This window comes from Halosimplex rarum (assembly GCF_047715405.1).
GTDB lineage: Archaea > Halobacteriota > Halobacteria > Halobacteriales > Haloarculaceae > Halosimplex > Halosimplex rarum.
Map to the genome: position 1 here is coordinate 1,268,617 of NZ_CP180412.1, position 17,903 is coordinate 1,286,519.

The window sequence follows — 17,903 nt, forward strand, 5'->3', positions numbered from 1 at the left end:
GGACCTACGACGCGGAAGACCGGTCGTCCCCCCTACTGGACGACGACGGCGCCTTTCATCCCGAGGCTCTCGTGCGGGAGACAGTAGTAGAGATAGGTCCCGCTCTCGCCGAACTCCTCCTCGAAGGTGAACCCTTCGTCCGCGGTGGTCTCGCTCTCGAAGTTCCCCTCTTCGTGGACGACGTTGTGGGCCTGTCCCTCGCCGGTCCACTCCCAGACGACAGTCGTCCCGGAGTCGATCCGGATCGCGGCGGGGTCGAACGCGTAGTTCCCGGTGTTCCCCTCGGCACCGACAGCAACGGTGACCTCGTCCTCGCCGGTGTGGTCCGCTATCTCGCCGTCGAAGTTCGAGGTCTCCGAGAGATAGTCGGATACCTCCGACGGGACGGTGCCGCCACCGCTCCCGTCGCCTCCGTCGCCGTCAGTACCCCCGTCACCGCCTCCGTCTCCGCCGTCGTCGCTGGTCTCCGTCGTACATCCCGCGAGTACGCCGGTGGCTGCGATCGCTCCGATACCACCCAGGAACCGTCGGCGCTGAATCTCTCTGGTCATCTCGTGTCTCATCTAGGGAGAGCACACAAAAGAGAGTTCGCAATTTCGGTTGCGCAAATTCGGGATATGAGCTCCGAAAGCCGTTAATTCGGCCGTTTAGAGGGGAACTGGTTCGGTACGTTCTTTATATAGCTACGGTACCGTGGCCGTCGCAGTCGGCCGGTATCCGAACAACGTTTTCGACGAGAAAGCTGAACGAGACGCGCGACACGCCGCTCAGCGCAGGAAGCCGAGGAGCCGGTAGTCTTCGTCGGGCGTGTACCGGCGGAAGAGGAGGCTGTTGGCGAGGACCGAGACGCTGGAGACGGCCATCGCGACGGCCGCGAGCACCGGCTGGAGCAGGCCCAGCGAGGCGAGCGGGATCATCGCGGTGTTGTAGCCCAGCGCCCAGAAGAGGTTCTGCTTGATCTTCGAGAGGGTCCCCTCCGAGACGCGGATGGCCTTCAGCACGTCCAGCGGGTCGTCGCGCATCAAGGTCACGTCCGCGGCTTCGATGGCCACGTCGGTGCCGCTGCCGATGGCGCAACCGACGAACGCGGTCGCGAGCGCCGGCGCGTCGTTGACGCCGTCACCGACCATCATCGCCCGCCGGCCGTCGGCCTGGATGTCTTCGACGGCCTCGGCCTTGTCCTCGGGCAGCACGCTCGCCATGACGTTGTCGGGGTCGATCCCCACCTCCTCGGCGACTGCCGTCGCCGTCCGCTCGTTGTCACCGGTGATCATCCACACGTCCACGTCGCGCTCGCGCAGCGCCGTGACTGCGTCGCGGGCGCTCGGCTTGACGGTATCGGCGTCGGCGACCACGCCGAGGAGTCGGTACTCGTCGCGGCCCTCGTCGGCGAGCGCGACGAGCATCGCCGTCTTCCCCTCGCGTTCGAGGCGGTCCATCGCATCGGCGGCCGGTTCGACGTCGACGCCCTCGTCGCGCAGGAGCTTCCGGTTGCCGACGAGGACGCGACCGTGGCTCGTCGCCGCCCTGACGCCGTGACCGGGGACGTTCTCGAAGTCCTCCGGGGATTCGACGTCGATGCCGCGCTCGCGGGCGCCCTCGACGATGGCCTCGGCGAGCGGGTGTTCGCTCGCCGACTCGGCGCTCGCAGCGACTTCGAGGACGAACTCCTCGGTGGCCTCGGGTTCGGCGAGGGCGCCTCCGTCGACGGCCACGTCACCGTCGACACTTCCCCCGTCCGTCGCTGGGAGCGCGACCACGTCGGTCAGTTCCATCTCGCCCTTCGTGAGCGTCCCCGTCTTGTCGAAGACGACGGCGTCGACGTCGCGGACGCGTTCGAGGATGTCGCCGCCCTCGAAGAGGACGCCGTTGCGGGCGCCGATGGCAGTCCCGACCATCGTCGCCGCGGGCGTCGCGAGCCCGAGCGCGCAGGGACAGGCGATGAGCACCGCGGAGGCGAAGACGACCACGGCGAACTCGAAGAAGCCGACTGCCGTCGGGCCGCCCGCGGCGAGCCCCCAAAGCGGGAGCGACGTGACGAAGCCGGCCAGCGCCTCGGGGAACGCGTACCAGACGGCGCCCCAGAACAGCGCGTTCACGATGACCGCCGGGACGAAGTACGACGAGATGCGGTCGGCGACGTTCTGGATCTCCGGCTGGCGGCTCTGGGCGTCCTTGACGCGCTGGACGATCTGCTGGATGGCCGTCTCCTCGCCGACCTTCGTCGCCTCGACAACGAGCACGCCGTTCTGGTTGACCGTCGACCCGATCACCTCGTCGCCGGGCCCTTTCGAGACGGGAACCGACTCGCCGGTGACCATCGACTCGTCGACCGCGCTGTCGCCGTCGACCACTTCGGCGTCGGTGGGAATCTTCTCGCCCGGGCGGACCTTCAGGCGGTCACCGACCTCGACCTCCGAGAGCGGGACTTCCTCCTCGGTCCCGTCGTCGCGGACGAGCGTGGCCGTGTCGGCCTCCATCTCCAGTAGCTGCCGGATCGCCTCCGACGCCTGGCCCTTCGAGCGGGCTTCGAGGTAGTTGCCGAGCGTGATGAAGACGAGGATGAGCGCGGCGGTGTCGAAGTACAGCCCCTCGCCGGGGAACCCGAGCAGCCGCGCCACGGAGTAGAGGTACGCCGTCGACGAGCCGAGCGCGATCAGCACGTCCATGTTCGCCGTCCCGTTCCTGACGATCGCCTTGTAGGAGTTCTCGTAGAACTCCTTGCCGAGCAGGACCTGGACCGGCGTCGCGAGCGCGAACGCGATCCAGCCGAGCGGGATCCCCTCGAAGGTGGCCTCCATCCACGCCGGGGCGAACAGGTGGCCGGCGAGCATCGCCAGGAGCGGGAGCGACAGTGCGGCGCCGAACAGCGTCAGGTTCCGCTGACGGCGGATCTCCTCGTTGCGCGCCGCGTCCTGGTGTTCCTGGCTCGACTGACCCTCCGACTCGTCGACAGCGCGGACGGGCGAGTAGCCGGCGTCCTCGATGGCGTCGTAGACGTCCTCGACCGACGCTTCGGCGGGGTTGTACGTCACCTTCGCCTCGTCGGTCGCGAAGTTGACGTCGGCGTCGACGACGCCAGGGGTACCCAGAAGCGACTCCTCGTTCGAGGCCGCGCAGTTCGAGCAGGTCATGTCCGTGATCGCCACGGTGACCGTCTCGCTCGCGGCCTCGTAGCCCGCGTCCTCGATGGCGTCGTAGATCTCGCCGAGCGAGACGGTCTCGGGGTCGTACGTGACGCTCCCCTCGTCCGTCGCGAAGTTCGCGTCGACCTCCGACACGCCGTCGAGCGATCCCACCGACTCCTCGATGGTCTGCGAGCAGTTCGCGCAGCTCATCCCGTGGAGTTCCAGTCGTTCCCTGCGCTCACTCATCTTGTCTATCTCTAGGGGCTCCCCGTTCATGCGGTTTGTCCCTTCGTAACGAAGGCAATATCGTGGCTAGATTTTGGAAGTGAAGTCCAATGGTGGATTTGAGAACCATTCTGAACTGATTGCGGGCTCAGCGTCAGTCCAGCCGCCGGGCGTAGGTCACCTGTTTCGGTTCGAAGCCGTTGTCCTCGTAGAAGCGCCGCGCGCCGTCGTTGTGCCACTCGCAGGAGACGGTGACCTGGTCGGCTCCCCACGACTTCGCCGTCTCCACCGCGCGCTGGACCGCTTCGCTACCGATCCCGGCGTCTCTGTGGTCGGACTCCACGAACAGGTCGACGATGTCGACGCGCGCCGAGTACTCGCGAGAGGGGTGGTCGTGTTCCCGGAGGACGACGAAGCCGACGCTGTCGCCGTCGACGGTGAGGAGGTAGATGGTGGTGTCGCTCTCCTCCAGGAGGCCCTCGATCCCGTCTTCGGCGGGTTCGGGGTTCTCGTACGCGATCTCGTTCAGTTCGTCGTAAGGCTCCATCTCGGTCGCCAGCGCGTACCAGTACTCGGCGAGCGTCTCCACGTCGCTGTCGGTCGCCTCGACCAGTTCCATATCGGGCGGACAGCGCGGGTCGGCTTGTTCGTTACCCTCCCTCGGGAAGGGATCACGGAGAGCCACAAACGATTAGTTGACCCGCCGAGATGGCCGAGACAGGATGGACAAGGGCCCGAGGTCGGGCCGGGCTCCCCGCGCCGCGTAGCCGTCGACGGCAGCGACGACTCGTTCGGCCGGGTCCGGTTCGATCGGCTCGCCGACTGTGCGCCGTCTGGACGCGCGATCCGGGTCGCTGCCGGACGCGACTGTTCTCCGGGCGGCCGCGCTTTCGGTACCCGTGGTCGCGCTTCGCGGACAGCCGTGAGTGAGTTTTCGGCAGTTGGTGTCCGCAGGCGCGGCTCTGAGTCGGTCGACGAACGCCAGCCCTGCCGACCATCCGAATGCCACGCCACGCACGCCCGCGACAGCACAGTGCCGACAGCCACCCGACCGCACGGAACCCCATCCGAACGCGGAGGCCGCAGTCACCGCCCTCTCGACGGGAGGTGAGCCGATGACCGCCGTCCACGACCCGCTCGTCCTCGGGTCGCGAACGGACGCCGACCGGGACCGGTTCCGGTTTCAGACGGCGGACGGTGTCCCCGACGCCGACGCGTTCTGCCCGGGAGAACTCCTCGCACTGGAACACCTCTGGGACCGCGACCTCGGCCGGCTCCGCACGATCGACGCCCGGTACGGCGTCCTCGGCGTCGTCCTCGCGGCCGTCGCCTCGGGAGTCGAAATTACCGCGTCCAGCGCCCGCGCTGCGGCGCTCTGTGAACGGAACGTCGCCGCGAACGGTGCCGACGCGACCGTCAGGCTCGCGACCGGACTCGCAGCCCTCGACGACTCGCCCGCCGTCGAGGCACGGGCGGAAGACCGTCCGTTCGAGGCGTTCGATACCGTCGCTTTCGTTCCCAAAGCCTACGACCCGATCGAACTCGGGACGCGACGAATCCGGATCGCACTCGACTCGCTCGCGCCGGGAGACGACCTCTTTCTCGCCGCGAAGCCCGAAACCGGACTCGAGCGCTACGAGTCCGCGCTCGCCGACGCGGCCGAAACTGTCTCGACGGTCGGAACGCGCGACGACTGGGCGCTCCTCCGGGCGACGGCCCCCGCACGCGTCGAACTCCCGGCCGAACCGCCGTTTCGGCAGGTCCGCGCGACCGTCGACTCCGTTGACCTGACGTTCGTGACCGCTCCCGGTCTGTTCTCGCCCGCCGAACTCGACGCGGGAACCCGCCTCCTCGCGGAGACGGCAGCGATCCGAGACGGCGACGCCGTCCTCGACTGCTGCTGCGGCTACGGCCCGCTCGGCGCCTACGCAGGCGCAGTCGCCGACTGTGAGATCTGGTGCAGCGACGACGACGCGCTCGCGACGGCCTGCGCTCGACAGACGCTCGACGAGAACGGCGTCGACGGTCGGGTCGTGACGGGCGACTGCACCTCCGGCATCGCCGACAGCACGTTCGACACCGTCCTCTGCAACCCGCCGACCCACGCCGGCGACGGCGTCCTCGCCGACCTGTTCCGGGGAATCGGGGGCGTGCTCGCCCCGGACGGACGGTTCTGGTTCGTCCATCATCGGTCGCTCTCGTTGGACCGCCACACTGCGCCGTTCGGATCGGTCGAGACTGTCGCGACCGGTCGCGAACACGTCGTCCGACTGGCCCGGTGCTGAGCGGACGCGGGCCGCCCCGCCGTTCAGCCGTCCACACCCTCGCGCAGGTCCTCGTACATCTCGACGAACGAGGCCTCGCAGGACCCACAGCAGAAGTGATACGTCTCGCCGTCGAGTTCTCGTGTCTCGCCCTCGCTCGTGACGGTGTTGCCGCACTCGTCGCACGTCAGCGCCAGCTCGGCGTCGTCGACGGCGGGGTTCCACGCGCGGTCCGCCAGTAGCGACACCTCGTAGTCGCGGACGTCCTCGGCGACGATATCCGCGTCGAGGACCGACAACACGTCGTCGACGGGGACGGTCCCGGTGAAGACGACCTGTTCGTCCGCGGTGGTAAAGACGTGCTCGACGGCGTCGGCATCGACCAGCGAATCGGCGATGGTGCTCGCCGAGCGGGGAGCGACCGCTAGCGTCACTAGGACGGGCGTCCCCCGCCGGAGCTTCGACCGGTCGACGTCGACGGTGAACCCGCGGATGACGCCGAGGTCTTCGAGCCGGTCGACCCGGTCGGCGACGGCCGGCGGCGACAGGTCCACCGCGTCGGCGATGTCCCGCCAGGAGCGACGGGCGTCGTCGAGCAGCAGTCCAAGGATCCGCCGGTCCGTGTCGTCGAGGTCGCGCATACCGAGAACAGGCCGGCCGCAGGCAAACTGGTTTCGCCTCCGGTCGGGACGGGGAGAGAACCGATCCGTGAGCGGACTCAGGCGGCTTCTTCGGCGGACTCGGCCGCGTTCTCGGCGGGGGTCACGAATATCGTGCCGGCGACGCCGTCCGGGAGCGCGACAGTCTCACCCGTCTCCACGAGCGCGGCGGTGACCATCCCGATCGGCGCGACTTCCTCGATCACGAGTGTCGTCCCGGGGGTGATTCCCTCGTCGTCGAGGTACGCCAATTCTTCCGGGTCGCGGTCGCTGACTCGCTGAACGACCACAGTATCGCCTTCCGAACAGCCCTCCAGCGTCGACCCGGGCGACTCGTCGACGGGGTCGAGCGCGTCCGTCGGAATCGGGTCCCCGTGCGGGTCGACCGCCGGGTCGTCGAGTACCTCCGCGACCCGGCGCTCGAAGGTCTCACTGATGTGGTGTTCGAGCCGGTCGGCCTCGTCGTGGACCTCCGCCCAGTCGTAGCCGAGTTCCTCGGTCAGGTACGTCTCCAGCAGCCGGTGGTGTCGCACCACTTCCAGCGCCACGGTCTCACCCTCGGGCGTGAGTCGAACGCCCTTGTACTTCTCGCGCTCCACGAGCTCGCGGTCGGCCAGCTTCTCCATCATGCTGGTCGCCGTCGGGGGCGTCACGTCGAGCAGCTCCGCGATGTGCGACGTCGCCACGGGCCCGTCGCTCTCGCGCTGTAGCTCGTAGATCGCCTTCAGGTAATCCTCCATCTTGGCGCTGAGCATTCACACGAATTAGATTGATCTAAACCTTAAGGGTGTTGCACGGCGATCACACTCGCCGATCGACAGCTCTACGGCCCCGACGGCCGCTCGATCCCTCCGGCTGACTCCTACCGGCCGAGGTCGTAGAACTCGTCGTTCGGGCGCATGTCGGCGAGGTGGGCCATCCGGTTCGAGAGGTTGAAGAAGGCGGTCACGCTCCCGATGTCCCAGATCGCCCGCTGTGAGTAGCCGTGCTCGCGGAGTCGCTCGAAGTCGTCCTCGTCGATCTCGGCCTGATTCTCGGTGAGCTTCACGGCGAAGTCGAGCATGGCCCGCCTGTCATCCGAGACGTTCGCTGTCCGATGGTTGCTCATCAGTTGCTCGGCGAGGTGCGGGTCGTCGGCGTAGATCCGGCAGAGCGCGCCGTGGGCGACGTTGCAGTAGAGGCAGTCGTTGGCGCCGCTGACGGCGACGACGATCATCTCGATCTCCGCCCGGTCGAGTTCCGTGTTCTCGACCAGCGCGTCGTAGTACTGGAAGAACGCCCGGAAGTGCGACGGACGGTAGGCGTAGGCCAGGAAGACGTTCGGGACGAACCCGGCCTCGTCTTCCTCCTCGGCGATTCGCTCTCGGAGGTCGTCGGGCAGGTCCTCGACGTCCGGGACCGGAAACCGCGTCATGGCTGGATCGCTCATACGTGAGAGGGTGGGTGGCACGCCCTTCAGTGCTCGGGCGAGGACGGGCCAGTCCGTAGTGCGCATCCACGGTCAGAGGCCCGCGAATCGGGGCACCCGTCGAGGCCGTGAACCGTAAGTCGTGTGCCCCCTTCGGGTCCACACGTCCATGCACAGATGGGGGCACTTCGGCGTCGCCCTGCTCGTCTACGCGCCGCTCGGAGCCGCGCTGCTGGCGCTCGGGTTCGAGGCCGCCGCGCTCGTGGGAGGTGCCGTGGTCGTCTCGCTCTCGACGCTACCGGACCTCGACCACAGTATCCCGTTTGTCGAACACCGCGGGAGCACGCACACGGTCGGATTCGCGCTGCTCGTCGGCGCAGTCGTCGGCGCCGCCGGGGTCGCGCTCGGCGCCGGCGCCGACGGCAATTTCGTCCCCGGCGCCGATGCCGGGGTCGCGTTGCGCACGGCCGACGGGCTCACGGCGGCCGGACTGTTCGGCGCGTTCGGATTCCTGCTCGGGGCGCTCGCCGTCGCGTCGCACTTGCTCGCGGACGTGTTGACGCCGAAAGGAATAACGCCGTTCTGGCCCGTCTCGCGGGCCCACTACACGGTCTCCGTCTGTCGTGCGGACAACGCCGTGGCGAATCTCGCCCTGCTGGCGGCCGGCGTCGCCGTCACGGTCGCGGTCCTCCTGGCCGCTCGCGGTTAGATGAGGTCCTGGTCGTCGAGTTGGTCCATCACGTCGTCGACGAACGCGTCGACGTTCTCGTAGGGGAAGTTCCCGCTGCCGAGCTTCGTGTTGAGCTCCATCGCCGTCATCGAGAAGTCGCCGGACTCGAACTTCGTCCCCGGGCCGTTCGGGAGCGCCGGCACGAGGTCCATCGGGCTGGAGATCGGGTAGTCCGCGCCCTCGAACGCTTCGGTGAACTGCTCTCGGAGGTCTTGCCTGTCAACCATACACGAACCATGTCGGCAGTGCAGTAAAAAAGGTTCGAGATTCACATCTATGAACTGGTTGCTCGTTTCCTCCGCGTCCTGTCAGTCGGATCCAAAGCTTCCTTTCCGTGGGGGCCGAACCAGGGCTATGACCGAGGACGGACTGTCACGGCGCCGCGCGCTCGCTCTCGCCGGCCTCACCATCGCGACGCCGCTCGCCGGTTGCGGCGGCGGGGGCGACGGCGGTGGACCGGCCGGTGAGACGACGGACCCGCCTGAGGGAACCGCGAGTCCCGGAGACGAGACGGAGGGGGACACGGACGCCCCGACGGACGGGACGGCAGAGACGGACGCGACCGGGACCGCCGCGTTCGAGGACTTGACTGTGCGCGCCGAACGGGTGGCGACGGGGTTCACGTCGCCGATTGCAGTCGAAGTGCCCCAGCCCGGCCGCCGGTTCGTCGTGGACCAGACCGGCCAGATACGCCTGCACGACGACGAGGGGTTGCGCGAGGAACCGTTCCTCGACGTGTCCGACCGGATGGTAGACCTCGGCGGCGGGTACACCGAACAGGGGCTCCTCGGCCTCGCCTTCCACCCGTCGTTCGACGAGAACAGCCGGCTGTTCGTCCGGTACAGCGCGCCGCCCAGAGAGGGCACTCCGGACGGGTACTCCCACACGTTCGTCCTCTCCGAGTTCCGCGCCGACCCTGCGGGGACCACCGCCGACCCGGACTCCGAGACGACGATCCTCCAGATCCCGCAACCGCAGGGCAACCACAACGCCGGGGCGGTCGCGTTCGGTCCGGACGGGTACCTCTACGTCGCCACGGGCGACGGCGGCGGGGCGAACGACCAGGGCAACGGCCACGTCGACGACTGGTACGACGCTGTCGGCGGCGGCAACGGTCAGGACCTGACCGAGAACCTGCTGGGCAGCATCCTGCGGATCGACGTCGACGGCGAGAGCGAGGACCGACCGTACGCCATCCCCGAGGACAACCCGCTGGTCGGCGAGGACGGCCTGGACGAGCAGTACGCCTGGGGCTTCCGGAACCCCTGGCGTTTCTCGTTCGGGCCGGACGGACGCCTGTTCGTCGCCGACGTCGGCCAGAGTCAGTGGGAGGAAGTCAGCGTCGTCGAGCGCGGCGGGAACTACGGCTGGAACGTCAGGGAGGGCGCCCACTGCTTCCAGGCCGAGGACTGCCCCGAGGAGAGCCCGCGGGGGCGAGAGCTCCGGGATCCCGTCGTCGAGTACCCCCACGGCGGCGCCGAGGTCAGCGGGATCGCCATCGTCGGCGGCTACCTGTACGACGGCGATTCGATGCCCGATCTTCGCAGTCGCTACCTCTTCGCGGACTGGCGAGCGCAGGGCCGGCTCTACGCAGCCCGCGAGGCCGACGAGGGGCTCTGGGAGACGACGACCGTCGCCGTCGAGTCAGAGGCGGAGTTCGGGCCGAACGTCCTCTCGTTCGGGCGGACGCCCGAGGGGGAGGTGCTCGTCTGCACCACCGCGGAGTCGGGCGTCACCGGCGACAGCGGCGCGGTCTTCCGGCTGCGCAGCGCGTAGCGCCGGAGAGATGACGGCCGGAAAGAGACGGCCGGAAAATGACGGCCAGCGTTCGCCTCGATCGGCGGTAACTCGGCTCAGTCGGCGGTGACGGGCTGGCCGTGCTGGATCTCCGTCCCGAGGACGTCGAGGAACTCGGCGATCCACTCCGGATGGTCGGGCCAGGCCTGCGCCGTCACGAGGTTCCCGTCGCGGACGATCCCCTCGGCCCACTCGCCACCGGCGCCGCGCACGTCGGCTTCGAGCGCCGGATAGGCGGTGCAGGTGCGGCCTTCGACCACGTCCGCGGCGGCGAGGATCTGCATCGCGTGGCAGATGGCCGCGACGGGCTTGTCCTCCGCGAAGAAGTGCTCGACCGTCTCGATCACGGCGTCGTAGTTGCGGATGTACTCCGGCGCCCGGCCGCCCGGCAGGACGAGCGCGTCGTACTCGGCCGGGTCGACCTCCTCCAGCGTCGCGGTCAGCTCGAAGTCGTGGCCGCGCTCTTCGAGATACGTCTGGTCGCCCCGGAAGTCGTGGACGGCCGTCTTGACCGTCTCGCCGGCTTCCTTGTCCGGGCAGACGGCGTCGACCTCGTGACCGACCGCCTGAAGCGCCTGGAACGGTACCATGACTTCGAGGTCCTCCCCGAAGTCGCCGGTTATCAGCAGGATTCGCTGTCCACTCATGGTTCTGTGACCCCCGCTGGATCCACGTAGTAGTTGGCTGCGCGACAGTATAAGCGTGTCTCGACCTGTCGGGATCGGGACGGAAACGAGCCCCCTCGTGGTCCGAATCTACGCGATAACGGACGGGAGATCGGCCAGCGAGTCGAGGACGAAGTCTGGGTCGACCTCGCTCTCGGCGGCGTCGGCGCGGTCGGAGACGCCGGTGAGCACGAGCGCGGTCGCCATGCCGTTCCGGGCGCCCATCGCGAGGTCCGTGTCCAGGCGGTCGCCGACGACGAGGCAGTTCTCGGCGGGGACGCCGAGGCGGTCGAGGGCGTCCGCGGTCGCTTCCGGGGATGGTTTGCCGAGGACGCGGTCGGGTTCGCGACCGACCGTCCGGGCGATTGCCCCCGTTATCGCACCGGACCCGGGCACGAACCCGTCGGCGGTCGGGATGGTGCGGTCCGGATCGGTCCCGAGGAACGTCGTCCCGTCGTCGATGCCCGCCAGCGCGTCGGTCATCGCGGCGTAGTCGAACGTCTCGTCCCACGAGGAGACGAACACGGACGCCTCGGCGGGGTCCTCGACCAGGTGCTGGCCTGACTCGCGGAGGTAGTCGGCGAGCGACGCCGAACCCACGAGATAGGTCGGGTCGTCCGCGTTGTGGTCCCGCAGGAAGTCCCGCGTCACGGTCGAGGCGGGCAGGATCATCGATTCGTCGGCCTCGATGCCCATGCCCGCGAGGCGGTCGACGTACTCGGCCGGCGTCTTCGTCGGGTTGTTCGAACAGAAGCAGACGCGGATCCCGCGGGAGCGCAGTTCGGCGATGGCGTCGGCGGCGCCCGGGAGGACGCCCTCGCCGCGGTACACTGTGCCGTCGAGGTCGACGATCACGCCGCGCACCTCCGAGAGGTCTCGCGTCGGTTCAGCGGTGTCCGTCATTCGGTTAATCGGGCGCGTCTACGGACCGTCGGGTCAATAGCCCACCGGTGGGTGCGGCGAACGCGCGGCCGGGGCGGCGCCGCGAGTGGGCGACCGCGACCGCGCCGGCGCCACGAGGTGCTCGCCCCGTCACCGAAGTTTCCGGTTCCAGCGCGGGCCGGCGCGCCGTGAGAGCCCGAGACCGACGAGCGCGGCGACGAGCGAGACGCCGAGCGCGACACCGGTCGCCGTCGTCGGCGCCTCGCTGTAGACCAGCGCGGCGACCACCAGCGGGGTAGAGACGACGGCTAGCGCCGCGCCGAACGCGGCGAATAGCGGCGTGTCGAACAGGAGTTCGTTCGGCGAGAAGCCGGTGACGTACGCCGTCACGCCGAAGACGTAGACGGCCACGAGCAGGAACACGACGGCGCCGATGGCGACCTCGGCGGGGGAGAGCCAGACCAGCGAGAGCGCGAGGTAGAGCAGGCCCGCGGGCACCGACAGGAGGAGGTAGGCGGCGCGCTTGCCGGCGAACACTTCGTCCATCGGGACGGGATAGCGGAGGTACTCGTCGGCGCTGTCGAACTGCGTGACCCAGCTGTAGGTCGTGAAGGCGCCGAGGCCGAGGAAGGTCCCGACGGCGATGCCGTAGGAGGGCGCCAGCGCCGTCGCGTCGGCGACCTGCCGGACGAGCAGGACCGTGACGCCGAAGAGCACGCCCATCGAGAACAGCACCTTCCAGACCGACCCGCTGGAGCGGGCGACCTCCAGTACCGTCCGCGTTGCGATCCCGCGGTCGTCCCCGACCGCCGAGCGCAGACGACTGTACCGATCGGGCGCCGAGCGAGTTGCCCCGTCGTCCCCCGGCCGGAACGCGAGTGGACCGACGACCGCGAGCGCAACCGCCGGGCCGAAACCCGATAGCGCCGTTCGGAGCGACGGGTCGAGGTAGAACCCGTAGGGCGACAGCGTCGCGAGGTCCAGCCGTCCCGTCACGACGCCGGCGGCCAGTGCCGCGACGAGCGCGAGGACGGCCGCCCGGCTCCGAGTCCCTACGCCGGAGAGCGTCAGGCTCGTCCCGACGCCGAGCGCGAAGGTGCCCGTCGTGGTCAGCCAGAACAGGCCGATCCGCGCCGGGGGGATCCCCACCGAGAGCGCGACCGCGGCGTATCCCACGGCGAGCGGCGCGAGGAAGAGCCCGGAGTAGTACAGCAGGTCCTTCACGAGGAACACGGCCAGGAGCCGCCGCCAGCTCACCGGGAGCGTCCGGGCCGAGAAGACGAGCAGCGTCACGTCGCCCAGTACGTCACGCAGCGCGTCGCGTCCGACGAGGCCGATGGTGCCGACCTGCAGGCCGAAGAAGAAGACCAGCCCGTGCATGCCCGCGGCGACGGCGTCCATCGGTGTCCCGGTCAGAGTCAGCAACCACACGCCGACGCCGGCGAACGCGGCCACGGCGAACGGGAACGCGGCGAAGCGATCGCCGAACAGTTCCGCCTGCAGGCGCCACTCCTCGCGCATCATCCGGGCGAGCAGGCGCGTCGAGAGGCCGCCCCCTGGGCGGTCGGACGCGCCGGCACTCTCGCTCATCGGTCAGTCTCGCCGGCCGCTCCGAGCGGCCGGCCGCCGCCGTCGGTCGCTGCGGCTTCGGTGTCGGTCTCGGCCGATCCGGACGCTTCGACTTCCTGCCGGAAGTAGTCGAGGAGCTGCTCGTCGCCGTCGAGGTCGCTCGGGTCGCGTTCGGCCACGAAAGCGCTGTCGCGGATGATCCCGACCGACGTGCACAGCTCCTCGGCGACTTCGAGGAAGTGCGTCGAGAGGAAGAGCGTGTTGCCGCGCTCGCAGTACTCGCGCATGTGGTCTTTGACCTCCGCCTGCATGATCGGGTCGAGGTTGACCAGCGGCTCGTCGATGAACACCAGGTCGGGCTCGTGGATGAACGTCTGGGCGAGCATGACGCGCTGGCGCTCGCCCTCCGAGAGGTCCGTCGAGAGGGTGTCGAGCTTGTGGTCGAAGCCGAGGCGGTCGGCCCACTCGCCGATGCGGTCGTCGACGGCGTCGAACCCGCGGACGTCGCCGACGAACTGGAGGTACTCCCGCGGCGTCAGGAAACTCGGCGGGTCCTCTCGCTCGGGTAGGATCCCGACCGCCTCGCGGACGGCCTGCGGGTCGGCCACCGGGTCGTGGCCGAGGACCCCGGCGGTCCCCTCGGTCGGGTCGAGCTGTCCGGTGAGGATCTCGATGGTCGTCGTCTTGCCGGAGCCGTTCGGCCCGAGCAGGCCGAACAACTCGCCCTCGGGGACCGAGAGCGACAGGCTGTCCAGCGCCGTCACGTCGCCGTAGCGTTTCGTCAGGTCGTGAGTCTCGATAGCTGCCATGGTGAGTGCCCTGAACCGCCCGATTCCCGCGACGGGCGGCCCCTGTGCGTACGGCGCGTACATCTGGTGTCAGAGACCATAGAACTTCGGGGATTCCGACGCCCGTCGGTGTCGGAATCGCGTCTTTCCACGCCCCACCCCGCTGTGGACCGACCCCGCTCGCTCTGCCGCGCGCCGCCCGGACGGCGCGCTCACCGCCAGCCGATCCCCGGCGAGGCAGAGTCGTCCGCCTCCCGCCAGGAGTAGGCGGGCTCCCACCCGAGTCGCTCTCTCGCCTTCTCGTTCGAGAGCGCGGCCTGCTCTCCCTCCAGGTCACAGCGTTCCGGCAACTCGCCGGCGACCGATTCGATTATCTCGGCCGTCGGCTGGCCCAGGTAGTTCTCGTCGGCCACGCAGAGGTACGTCTCGTGACCCTCGTCGTCGCTCGCGAGCGCTGCCTCGACCATTCGGGCCACGTCGCGCACGTCGACGTACGACCAGAGGTTCCCGCTCAGCGAGCCCGACTCCAGGTCGAACCCCTCGCGCTGCGGACGGGCGCGGTACGCCTCGGGGGCGTAGACCGTCGCCGGCCGGATCGTCGTGACTGACACGCCGTACTGCCGCGCGACCATCCCGGCGATCGCCTCGCCGCAGTACTTGGACGTGCCGTAGGGGTCCTCTGGCCGTCGCTCGTGGGCCTCGTCGACCGGCAGGTAGTCGGGGAGCCACGGGTCGTCGGCGAACAGCATGCCGTAGGCCGCCTGGGAGGAGGTCCAGACGACCTCGGCATCGGATCTGCCCGCCGCCACGAGCGTGTTGTAGGTGCTCATCGTGTTGTTCTCGAAGACGCGAGTGCCGGGGTCGTCGAGCGGCCCCGAGATGGCCGCGGCGTGGACCACCGCGTCCGGATCCGCCTCGTAGATCGCCTCCCACGCCTCGCCCTGGTCGGTCAGGTCGACGGCGCGGAACTCCGCGTTCGCCCGGTCGCCGTCGGGCCGTTCCAGGTCCACCCCGACGACGTGGACACCGCTGTCGGCCAGTCGCTCGACGATCCAGGGTCCCAGAGCACCAGTCGCGCCGGTCACGACCGCCGTCTCGACGCCGTGGTCGAACTCGCCGCCGCCGTCTCGTGACATACGCTACCATGCGTCGCCCACCGCCGAAATACTTGGGTCGAACGCGTCAGACAGCCCTCGCGGGGTCGTGGTGGACCGACGGGGCTCAGTCGCCCGTCGGCCCGTCGGCCACGCCCGTCGGGCTTCGATCTCGGGCGTCCGTCCCCGATGCGGACCGGCGACGGGCGAGCGCGCCGTAGAGCTCGTCGGGGACCCGTTCGCGGATCCGATCGGCGGTCCCGACGTCGACGTCGACGGCCTGTGCGTCGTCGCCGGTGATGCTCTGGGAGCCCGCGGTGTCGATCGTCACCGTCGCGAGGTCGCGCCGCCGCTGGAAGATCGTCTCCGTCGTGAAGACGGTCTGGACGCGGTGATAGGGGACGACCTTCTGCTTTCGCACCCAGAACCCGTTGCGCGTGACGACGTGTTCCTCGCCGAGCGCGTAGCCGCGGTTCGCCCACTTGAGGTGGGCCGCGACGGGGACGAGCGGTAGCCCGAGCAGCGGGACGTACCAGAACAGCCCGTAGTCGGTGACGACCGTCCCGAGGTACAGCAGCGCCACGACAACTGCGAGACCGATTGCGTACCGGAAGGCGTAGCGGAGCCGCGCGCGCTTTGGCGGGCGCTCGAAGCCCGTGGCGTCGAACGCTTCGAGCGAGCGGGCCAGGCTGACGACGCGGTCGCGTTCGGCGACCGGGATGGCGGACTGCGAACCGTTCGATTCGCCGCTCGTGGGCGTGTAGCCCGCAGTCTCGATGGTCAGCGCCGCGTACCCCAGCGCCCGGGCGAGGACGTTCTCGCGGACGGTGAGCGTCTGCACCTTCGAGAGCGGGATCGTCCCGCGGAACCGCTGGAGGAGGCCGCGTTCGTAGCGCAGTTCCTCCTCGCCGCGGTCGAGCCTGAACCCGTAGTAGCGGGCGGCGTTGAGCGCGCCGGAGATCAACGCCAGCACGAGGATGCCGACCAGCGCCGCGGCCGGGCCGAGGACCGCCCCGAGGATGCTCTCCAGTCCGATCCCGTACTCCCAGATCGACTCCGGTTCGAACGCCGAGACGGCCGAGGGCGCGAATATCGACGCGCCGAAAAAGAGGAACGAAGCGATCCGGAGGTCGACCGATATCAGCGCCAGCACTCCGAGCTCCCGCTGGCTCATCTCGAAGATCGTGTCGAAGCGCTCGGCCTCCGGTTCGGCCGTCTCGCCGTCGGCCGCCTCGACGGCCCGGCTCAGTCGGCTGATCTCCGACTGGAGCCGCTCGGCCTCCTCGTCGCCGACGTAACGCAACTGGGCCTCGGTCTGGCCGCCGCCGGCGGTCTCCAGCCCGACTTCCGCGATGCCGAGGAGGCGCTGGACGACGTTCTGGGAGATATCGACGTTCTGGATCCGCCGCAGCGGGATTTCGCGCTTGCGGCGGGAGAACACGCCCGACCTGATGTCGAACGTGTCCGACGTGAGTTCGTACTCGAAGCGACGGTAGCTGGCGACGAGGTAGCCGACGATGGCCGTCGCGCCGAGGACGACCGCGAGCGCGGCGGCGATCGCGAGCAGGCTGCGGCCGGACCCGAACAGCGCGGAGACGCCCGGGACGCCGAAGACGACGAGCGCGATGGCGATGCTGATCCCCTGCTGCGCGATCTGGTAGGGCACGGTGAGAACGTGCAGCGACCGCGGCCCCTCGATTCGGGGCGTCGTGGACGAGCCGCTCTCGGACCCGGTATCGGTCGCTTCCGCTCCGCTCGGGTCGTGGCCTCGGTCCGCGCCGGGCGTCCGGTCCGCGTCGGGTGTGTCGTCTCCGCTCATACGGCGTCTTCGTCCTCGGAAGCGATCGCGAGTCGTTCGAGCCTGGACTGCAGGTCCTCGGCGGTGTCCGGTTCCAGTCCCGGGATCGTCACGTCTGCGCCGCGGGACCCGGCGGTGTAGACCACCAGCGTCGAGAGCCCGAGCACCCGCTCGAAGGCCGACCGGCGGGTGTCGATGTGCTGGACCCGGACGTAGGGGACGACCGTCTGGACCTTCGTGAAGACGCCCCGAGTCAGGTACAGTGACTCCTCGCGGACGACGTAGCGCCAGGACCGGTAGAGGAGGATCGACCGGACGATCCCGTAGAGCGTGAAGACCGCGAACACCGCAACCGCGACCGCGGCGGCGCTCTCGAGTCGCCCGAGCGGGAGGAACTCGTGGGCGACCGCCCACGTCACCGCTCCGACGATCAGCGCCATGACGGCTGTGCCGATCAGTGGCCCGACGATCCACTCGTATCGGACCGTGGGGTCCAGCGTTCGCGGCTCGCCCGGCGTCTCGACTGACTCGACGCCGCCGGCGCGACCGGTGGCGGACCCGGTGGTCGACCCGCTCGACTCCGCATCGGTCGATTCCGCGGCCTCAGACGTTCGGGATCCGGTCGCGTCCGTCGTCTCGGTCGACGAATCCGTGGGCTGTGGATCCGTCGGCCGCGGGTCCGAAGTCTCCGACTTCGTCTCGGAGTCGTCGGCCGTCACGCCGTCGGGCGGCGGGTTCGAGCCGTCGCCGTCGTCGCGGGGATCTGTCATTGAATCGTCCGTGGGCCGGCCCCGATAAAGTCGTACCGACGGCTCACTCGTGGCCGGCCGAGTTTCGTGGTATCGGCGTCGTCGCCGCTCGGTGGACGTCCGTTCGCGAAGTCGTCCATCGCGGGA

General features: G+C 69.2%; 17 protein-coding genes. 3 read left to right on the forward strand and 14 right to left on the reverse strand.

Annotated features, from left to right (window positions below; translation table 11 throughout):
* Nucleotides 1-32 precede the first annotated feature (32 nt).
* The 3 genes from ACMGFH_RS06150 to ACMGFH_RS06160 all read right to left on the reverse strand — a co-directional run bounded on the left by ACMGFH_RS06150 (nucleotide 33) and on the right by ACMGFH_RS06160 (nucleotide 3,972).
* Nucleotides 33-551: a halocyanin domain-containing protein gene (locus tag ACMGFH_RS06150; RefSeq protein ID WP_415381963.1), complete on the reverse strand. Its 519-nt coding sequence runs from the start codon at nucleotides 549-551 to the stop codon at nucleotides 33-35.
* A gap of 216 nt (nucleotides 552-767) precedes the next feature.
* The gene (locus tag ACMGFH_RS06155) at nucleotides 768-3,374 is read right to left on the reverse strand and encodes a heavy metal translocating P-type ATPase (RefSeq protein WP_415383209.1); all 2,607 of its coding nucleotides are present in this window, start codon (nucleotides 3,372-3,374) and stop codon (nucleotides 768-770) included.
* 133 nt (nucleotides 3,375-3,507) lie between these two features.
* Entirely contained in the window at nucleotides 3,508-3,972 is a 465-nt protein-coding gene (locus ACMGFH_RS06160; RefSeq protein ID WP_415381964.1) for a GNAT family N-acetyltransferase, read from the reverse strand.
* A 496-nt stretch (nucleotides 3,973-4,468) separates the two neighbouring features.
* Between ACMGFH_RS06160 and ACMGFH_RS06165 the strand changes: the two genes are divergently transcribed.
* Entirely contained in the window at nucleotides 4,469-5,638 is a 1,170-nt protein-coding gene (locus ACMGFH_RS06165) for a methyltransferase (protein ID WP_415381965.1), read from the forward strand.
* Between the two features lie 23 nt (nucleotides 5,639-5,661).
* Here ACMGFH_RS06165 and ACMGFH_RS06170 read toward each other — a convergent pair whose 3' ends face one another.
* From ACMGFH_RS06170 to ACMGFH_RS06180, 3 genes are all read right to left on the reverse strand, one after another.
* Nucleotides 5,662-6,258, reverse strand: coding sequence for a winged helix-turn-helix transcriptional regulator (locus tag ACMGFH_RS06170; RefSeq protein ID WP_415381967.1), 597 nt, complete (start codon nucleotides 6,256-6,258; stop codon nucleotides 5,662-5,664).
* Nucleotides 6,259-6,335: 77 nt separating this feature from the next.
* Nucleotides 6,336-7,031 (reverse strand): metal-dependent transcriptional regulator, encoded by a 696-nt coding sequence (locus ACMGFH_RS06175; protein WP_415381968.1) that lies wholly within the window; start codon nucleotides 7,029-7,031, stop codon nucleotides 6,336-6,338.
* 107 nt (nucleotides 7,032-7,138) lie between these two features.
* Nucleotides 7,139-7,705, reverse strand: a complete 567-nt coding sequence (locus ACMGFH_RS06180) for a peroxidase-related enzyme (RefSeq protein ID WP_415381969.1) — start codon at nucleotides 7,703-7,705, stop codon at nucleotides 7,139-7,141.
* A 148-nt stretch (nucleotides 7,706-7,853) separates the two neighbouring features.
* Here ACMGFH_RS06180 and ACMGFH_RS06185 point away from each other — a divergent pair, with 148 nt between their 5' ends.
* On the forward strand, nucleotides 7,854-8,393 hold the full coding sequence (locus ACMGFH_RS06185) for a metal-dependent hydrolase (protein ID WP_415381971.1): 540 nt from the start codon (nucleotides 7,854-7,856) through the stop codon (nucleotides 8,391-8,393).
* Here ACMGFH_RS06185 and ACMGFH_RS06190 read toward each other — a convergent pair.
* Entirely contained in the window at nucleotides 8,390-8,641 is a 252-nt protein-coding gene (locus ACMGFH_RS06190; protein ID WP_415381972.1) for an MTH865 family protein, read from the reverse strand. The genes ACMGFH_RS06185 and ACMGFH_RS06190 overlap by 4 nt on opposite strands.
* 127 nt (nucleotides 8,642-8,768) lie before the next feature.
* On the opposite strand from ACMGFH_RS06190, the gene ACMGFH_RS06195 reads away from it, so the two are divergent.
* Nucleotides 8,769-10,190 carry a PQQ-dependent sugar dehydrogenase gene (locus tag ACMGFH_RS06195; protein ID WP_415381973.1) on the forward strand — a complete coding sequence of 474 codons (1,422 nt, stop codon included), beginning with the start codon at nucleotides 8,769-8,771 and terminating at the stop codon, nucleotides 10,188-10,190.
* A 77-nt stretch (nucleotides 10,191-10,267) separates the two neighbouring features.
* Here the strand turns inward: ACMGFH_RS06195 and ACMGFH_RS06200 are convergent, their stop codons facing one another.
* From ACMGFH_RS06200 to ACMGFH_RS06230, 7 genes are all read right to left on the reverse strand, one after another.
* A complete protein-coding gene (locus ACMGFH_RS06200; RefSeq protein WP_415381975.1) occupies nucleotides 10,268-10,858 on the reverse strand; it encodes a DJ-1/PfpI family protein in 591 nt (196 codons plus the stop codon).
* Nucleotides 10,859-10,966: 108 nt separating this feature from the next.
* Nucleotides 10,967-11,779 (reverse strand): HAD-IIA family hydrolase, encoded by an 813-nt coding sequence (locus ACMGFH_RS06205; RefSeq protein WP_415381976.1) that lies wholly within the window; start codon nucleotides 11,777-11,779, stop codon nucleotides 10,967-10,969.
* 129 nt (nucleotides 11,780-11,908) lie between these two features.
* Nucleotides 11,909-13,348: a hypothetical protein gene (locus tag ACMGFH_RS06210; protein WP_415381977.1), complete on the reverse strand. Its 1,440-nt coding sequence runs from the start codon at nucleotides 13,346-13,348 to the stop codon at nucleotides 11,909-11,911.
* Nucleotides 13,345-14,136 carry an ABC transporter ATP-binding protein gene (locus ACMGFH_RS06215; protein ID WP_415383210.1) on the reverse strand — a complete coding sequence of 264 codons (792 nt, stop codon included), beginning with the start codon at nucleotides 14,134-14,136 and terminating at the stop codon, nucleotides 13,345-13,347. Before ACMGFH_RS06215 ends, ACMGFH_RS06210 begins: the two co-directional genes overlap by 4 nt.
* Before the next feature lie 191 nt (nucleotides 14,137-14,327).
* A complete protein-coding gene (locus tag ACMGFH_RS06220) occupies nucleotides 14,328-15,251 on the reverse strand; it encodes an NAD-dependent epimerase/dehydratase family protein (RefSeq protein ID WP_415381978.1) in 924 nt (307 codons plus the stop codon).
* 85 nt (nucleotides 15,252-15,336) lie between these two features.
* Complete coding sequence (locus ACMGFH_RS06225; protein WP_415381979.1) at nucleotides 15,337-17,028, reverse strand: PH domain-containing protein; 1,692 nt, start codon at nucleotides 17,026-17,028, stop codon at nucleotides 15,337-15,339.
* Complete coding sequence (locus tag ACMGFH_RS06230) at nucleotides 17,025-17,777, reverse strand: PH domain-containing protein (protein WP_415381981.1); 753 nt, start codon at nucleotides 17,775-17,777, stop codon at nucleotides 17,025-17,027. Before ACMGFH_RS06230 ends, ACMGFH_RS06225 begins: the two co-directional genes overlap by 4 nt.
* Nucleotides 17,778-17,903 lie beyond the last annotated feature (126 nt).

Excerpts from the sequence above, each read along its gene's own strand:
- ACMGFH_RS06150 (WP_415381963.1), bottom strand. The coding sequence starts at position 551 with ATGACCAGAGAGATTCAGCGCCGACGGTTCCTGGGTGGTATCGGAGCG.
- ACMGFH_RS06155 (WP_415383209.1), bottom strand. The coding sequence starts at position 3,374 with ATGAGTGAGCGCAGGGAACGACTGGAACTCCACGGGATGAGCTGCGCG.
- ACMGFH_RS06160 (WP_415381964.1), bottom strand. The coding sequence starts at position 3,972 with ATGGAACTGGTCGAGGCGACCGACAGCGACGTGGAGACGCTCGCCGAG.
- ACMGFH_RS06165 (WP_415381965.1), top strand. The coding sequence starts at position 4,469 with ATGACCGCCGTCCACGACCCGCTCGTCCTCGGGTCGCGAACGGACGCC.
- ACMGFH_RS06170 (WP_415381967.1), bottom strand. The coding sequence starts at position 6,258 with ATGCGCGACCTCGACGACACGGACCGGCGGATCCTTGGACTGCTGCTC.
- ACMGFH_RS06175 (WP_415381968.1), bottom strand. The coding sequence starts at position 7,031 with ATGCTCAGCGCCAAGATGGAGGATTACCTGAAGGCGATCTACGAGCTA.
- ACMGFH_RS06180 (WP_415381969.1), bottom strand. The coding sequence starts at position 7,705 with ATGAGCGATCCAGCCATGACGCGGTTTCCGGTCCCGGACGTCGAGGAC.
- ACMGFH_RS06185 (WP_415381971.1), top strand. The coding sequence starts at position 7,854 with ATGCACAGATGGGGGCACTTCGGCGTCGCCCTGCTCGTCTACGCGCCG.
- ACMGFH_RS06190 (WP_415381972.1), bottom strand. The coding sequence starts at position 8,641 with ATGGTTGACAGGCAAGACCTCCGAGAGCAGTTCACCGAAGCGTTCGAG.
- ACMGFH_RS06195 (WP_415381973.1), top strand. The coding sequence starts at position 8,769 with ATGACCGAGGACGGACTGTCACGGCGCCGCGCGCTCGCTCTCGCCGGC.
- ACMGFH_RS06200 (WP_415381975.1), bottom strand. The coding sequence starts at position 10,858 with ATGAGTGGACAGCGAATCCTGCTGATAACCGGCGACTTCGGGGAGGAC.
- ACMGFH_RS06205 (WP_415381976.1), bottom strand. The coding sequence starts at position 11,779 with ATGACGGACACCGCTGAACCGACGCGAGACCTCTCGGAGGTGCGCGGC.
- ACMGFH_RS06210 (WP_415381977.1), bottom strand. The coding sequence starts at position 13,348 with ATGAGCGAGAGTGCCGGCGCGTCCGACCGCCCAGGGGGCGGCCTCTCG.
- ACMGFH_RS06215 (WP_415383210.1), bottom strand. The coding sequence starts at position 14,136 with ATGGCAGCTATCGAGACTCACGACCTGACGAAACGCTACGGCGACGTG.
- ACMGFH_RS06220 (WP_415381978.1), bottom strand. The coding sequence starts at position 15,251 with ATGTCACGAGACGGCGGCGGCGAGTTCGACCACGGCGTCGAGACGGCG.
- ACMGFH_RS06225 (WP_415381979.1), bottom strand. The coding sequence starts at position 17,028 with ATGAGCGGAGACGACACACCCGACGCGGACCGGACGCCCGGCGCGGAC.
- ACMGFH_RS06230 (WP_415381981.1), bottom strand. The coding sequence starts at position 17,777 with ATGACAGATCCCCGCGACGACGGCGACGGCTCGAACCCGCCGCCCGAC.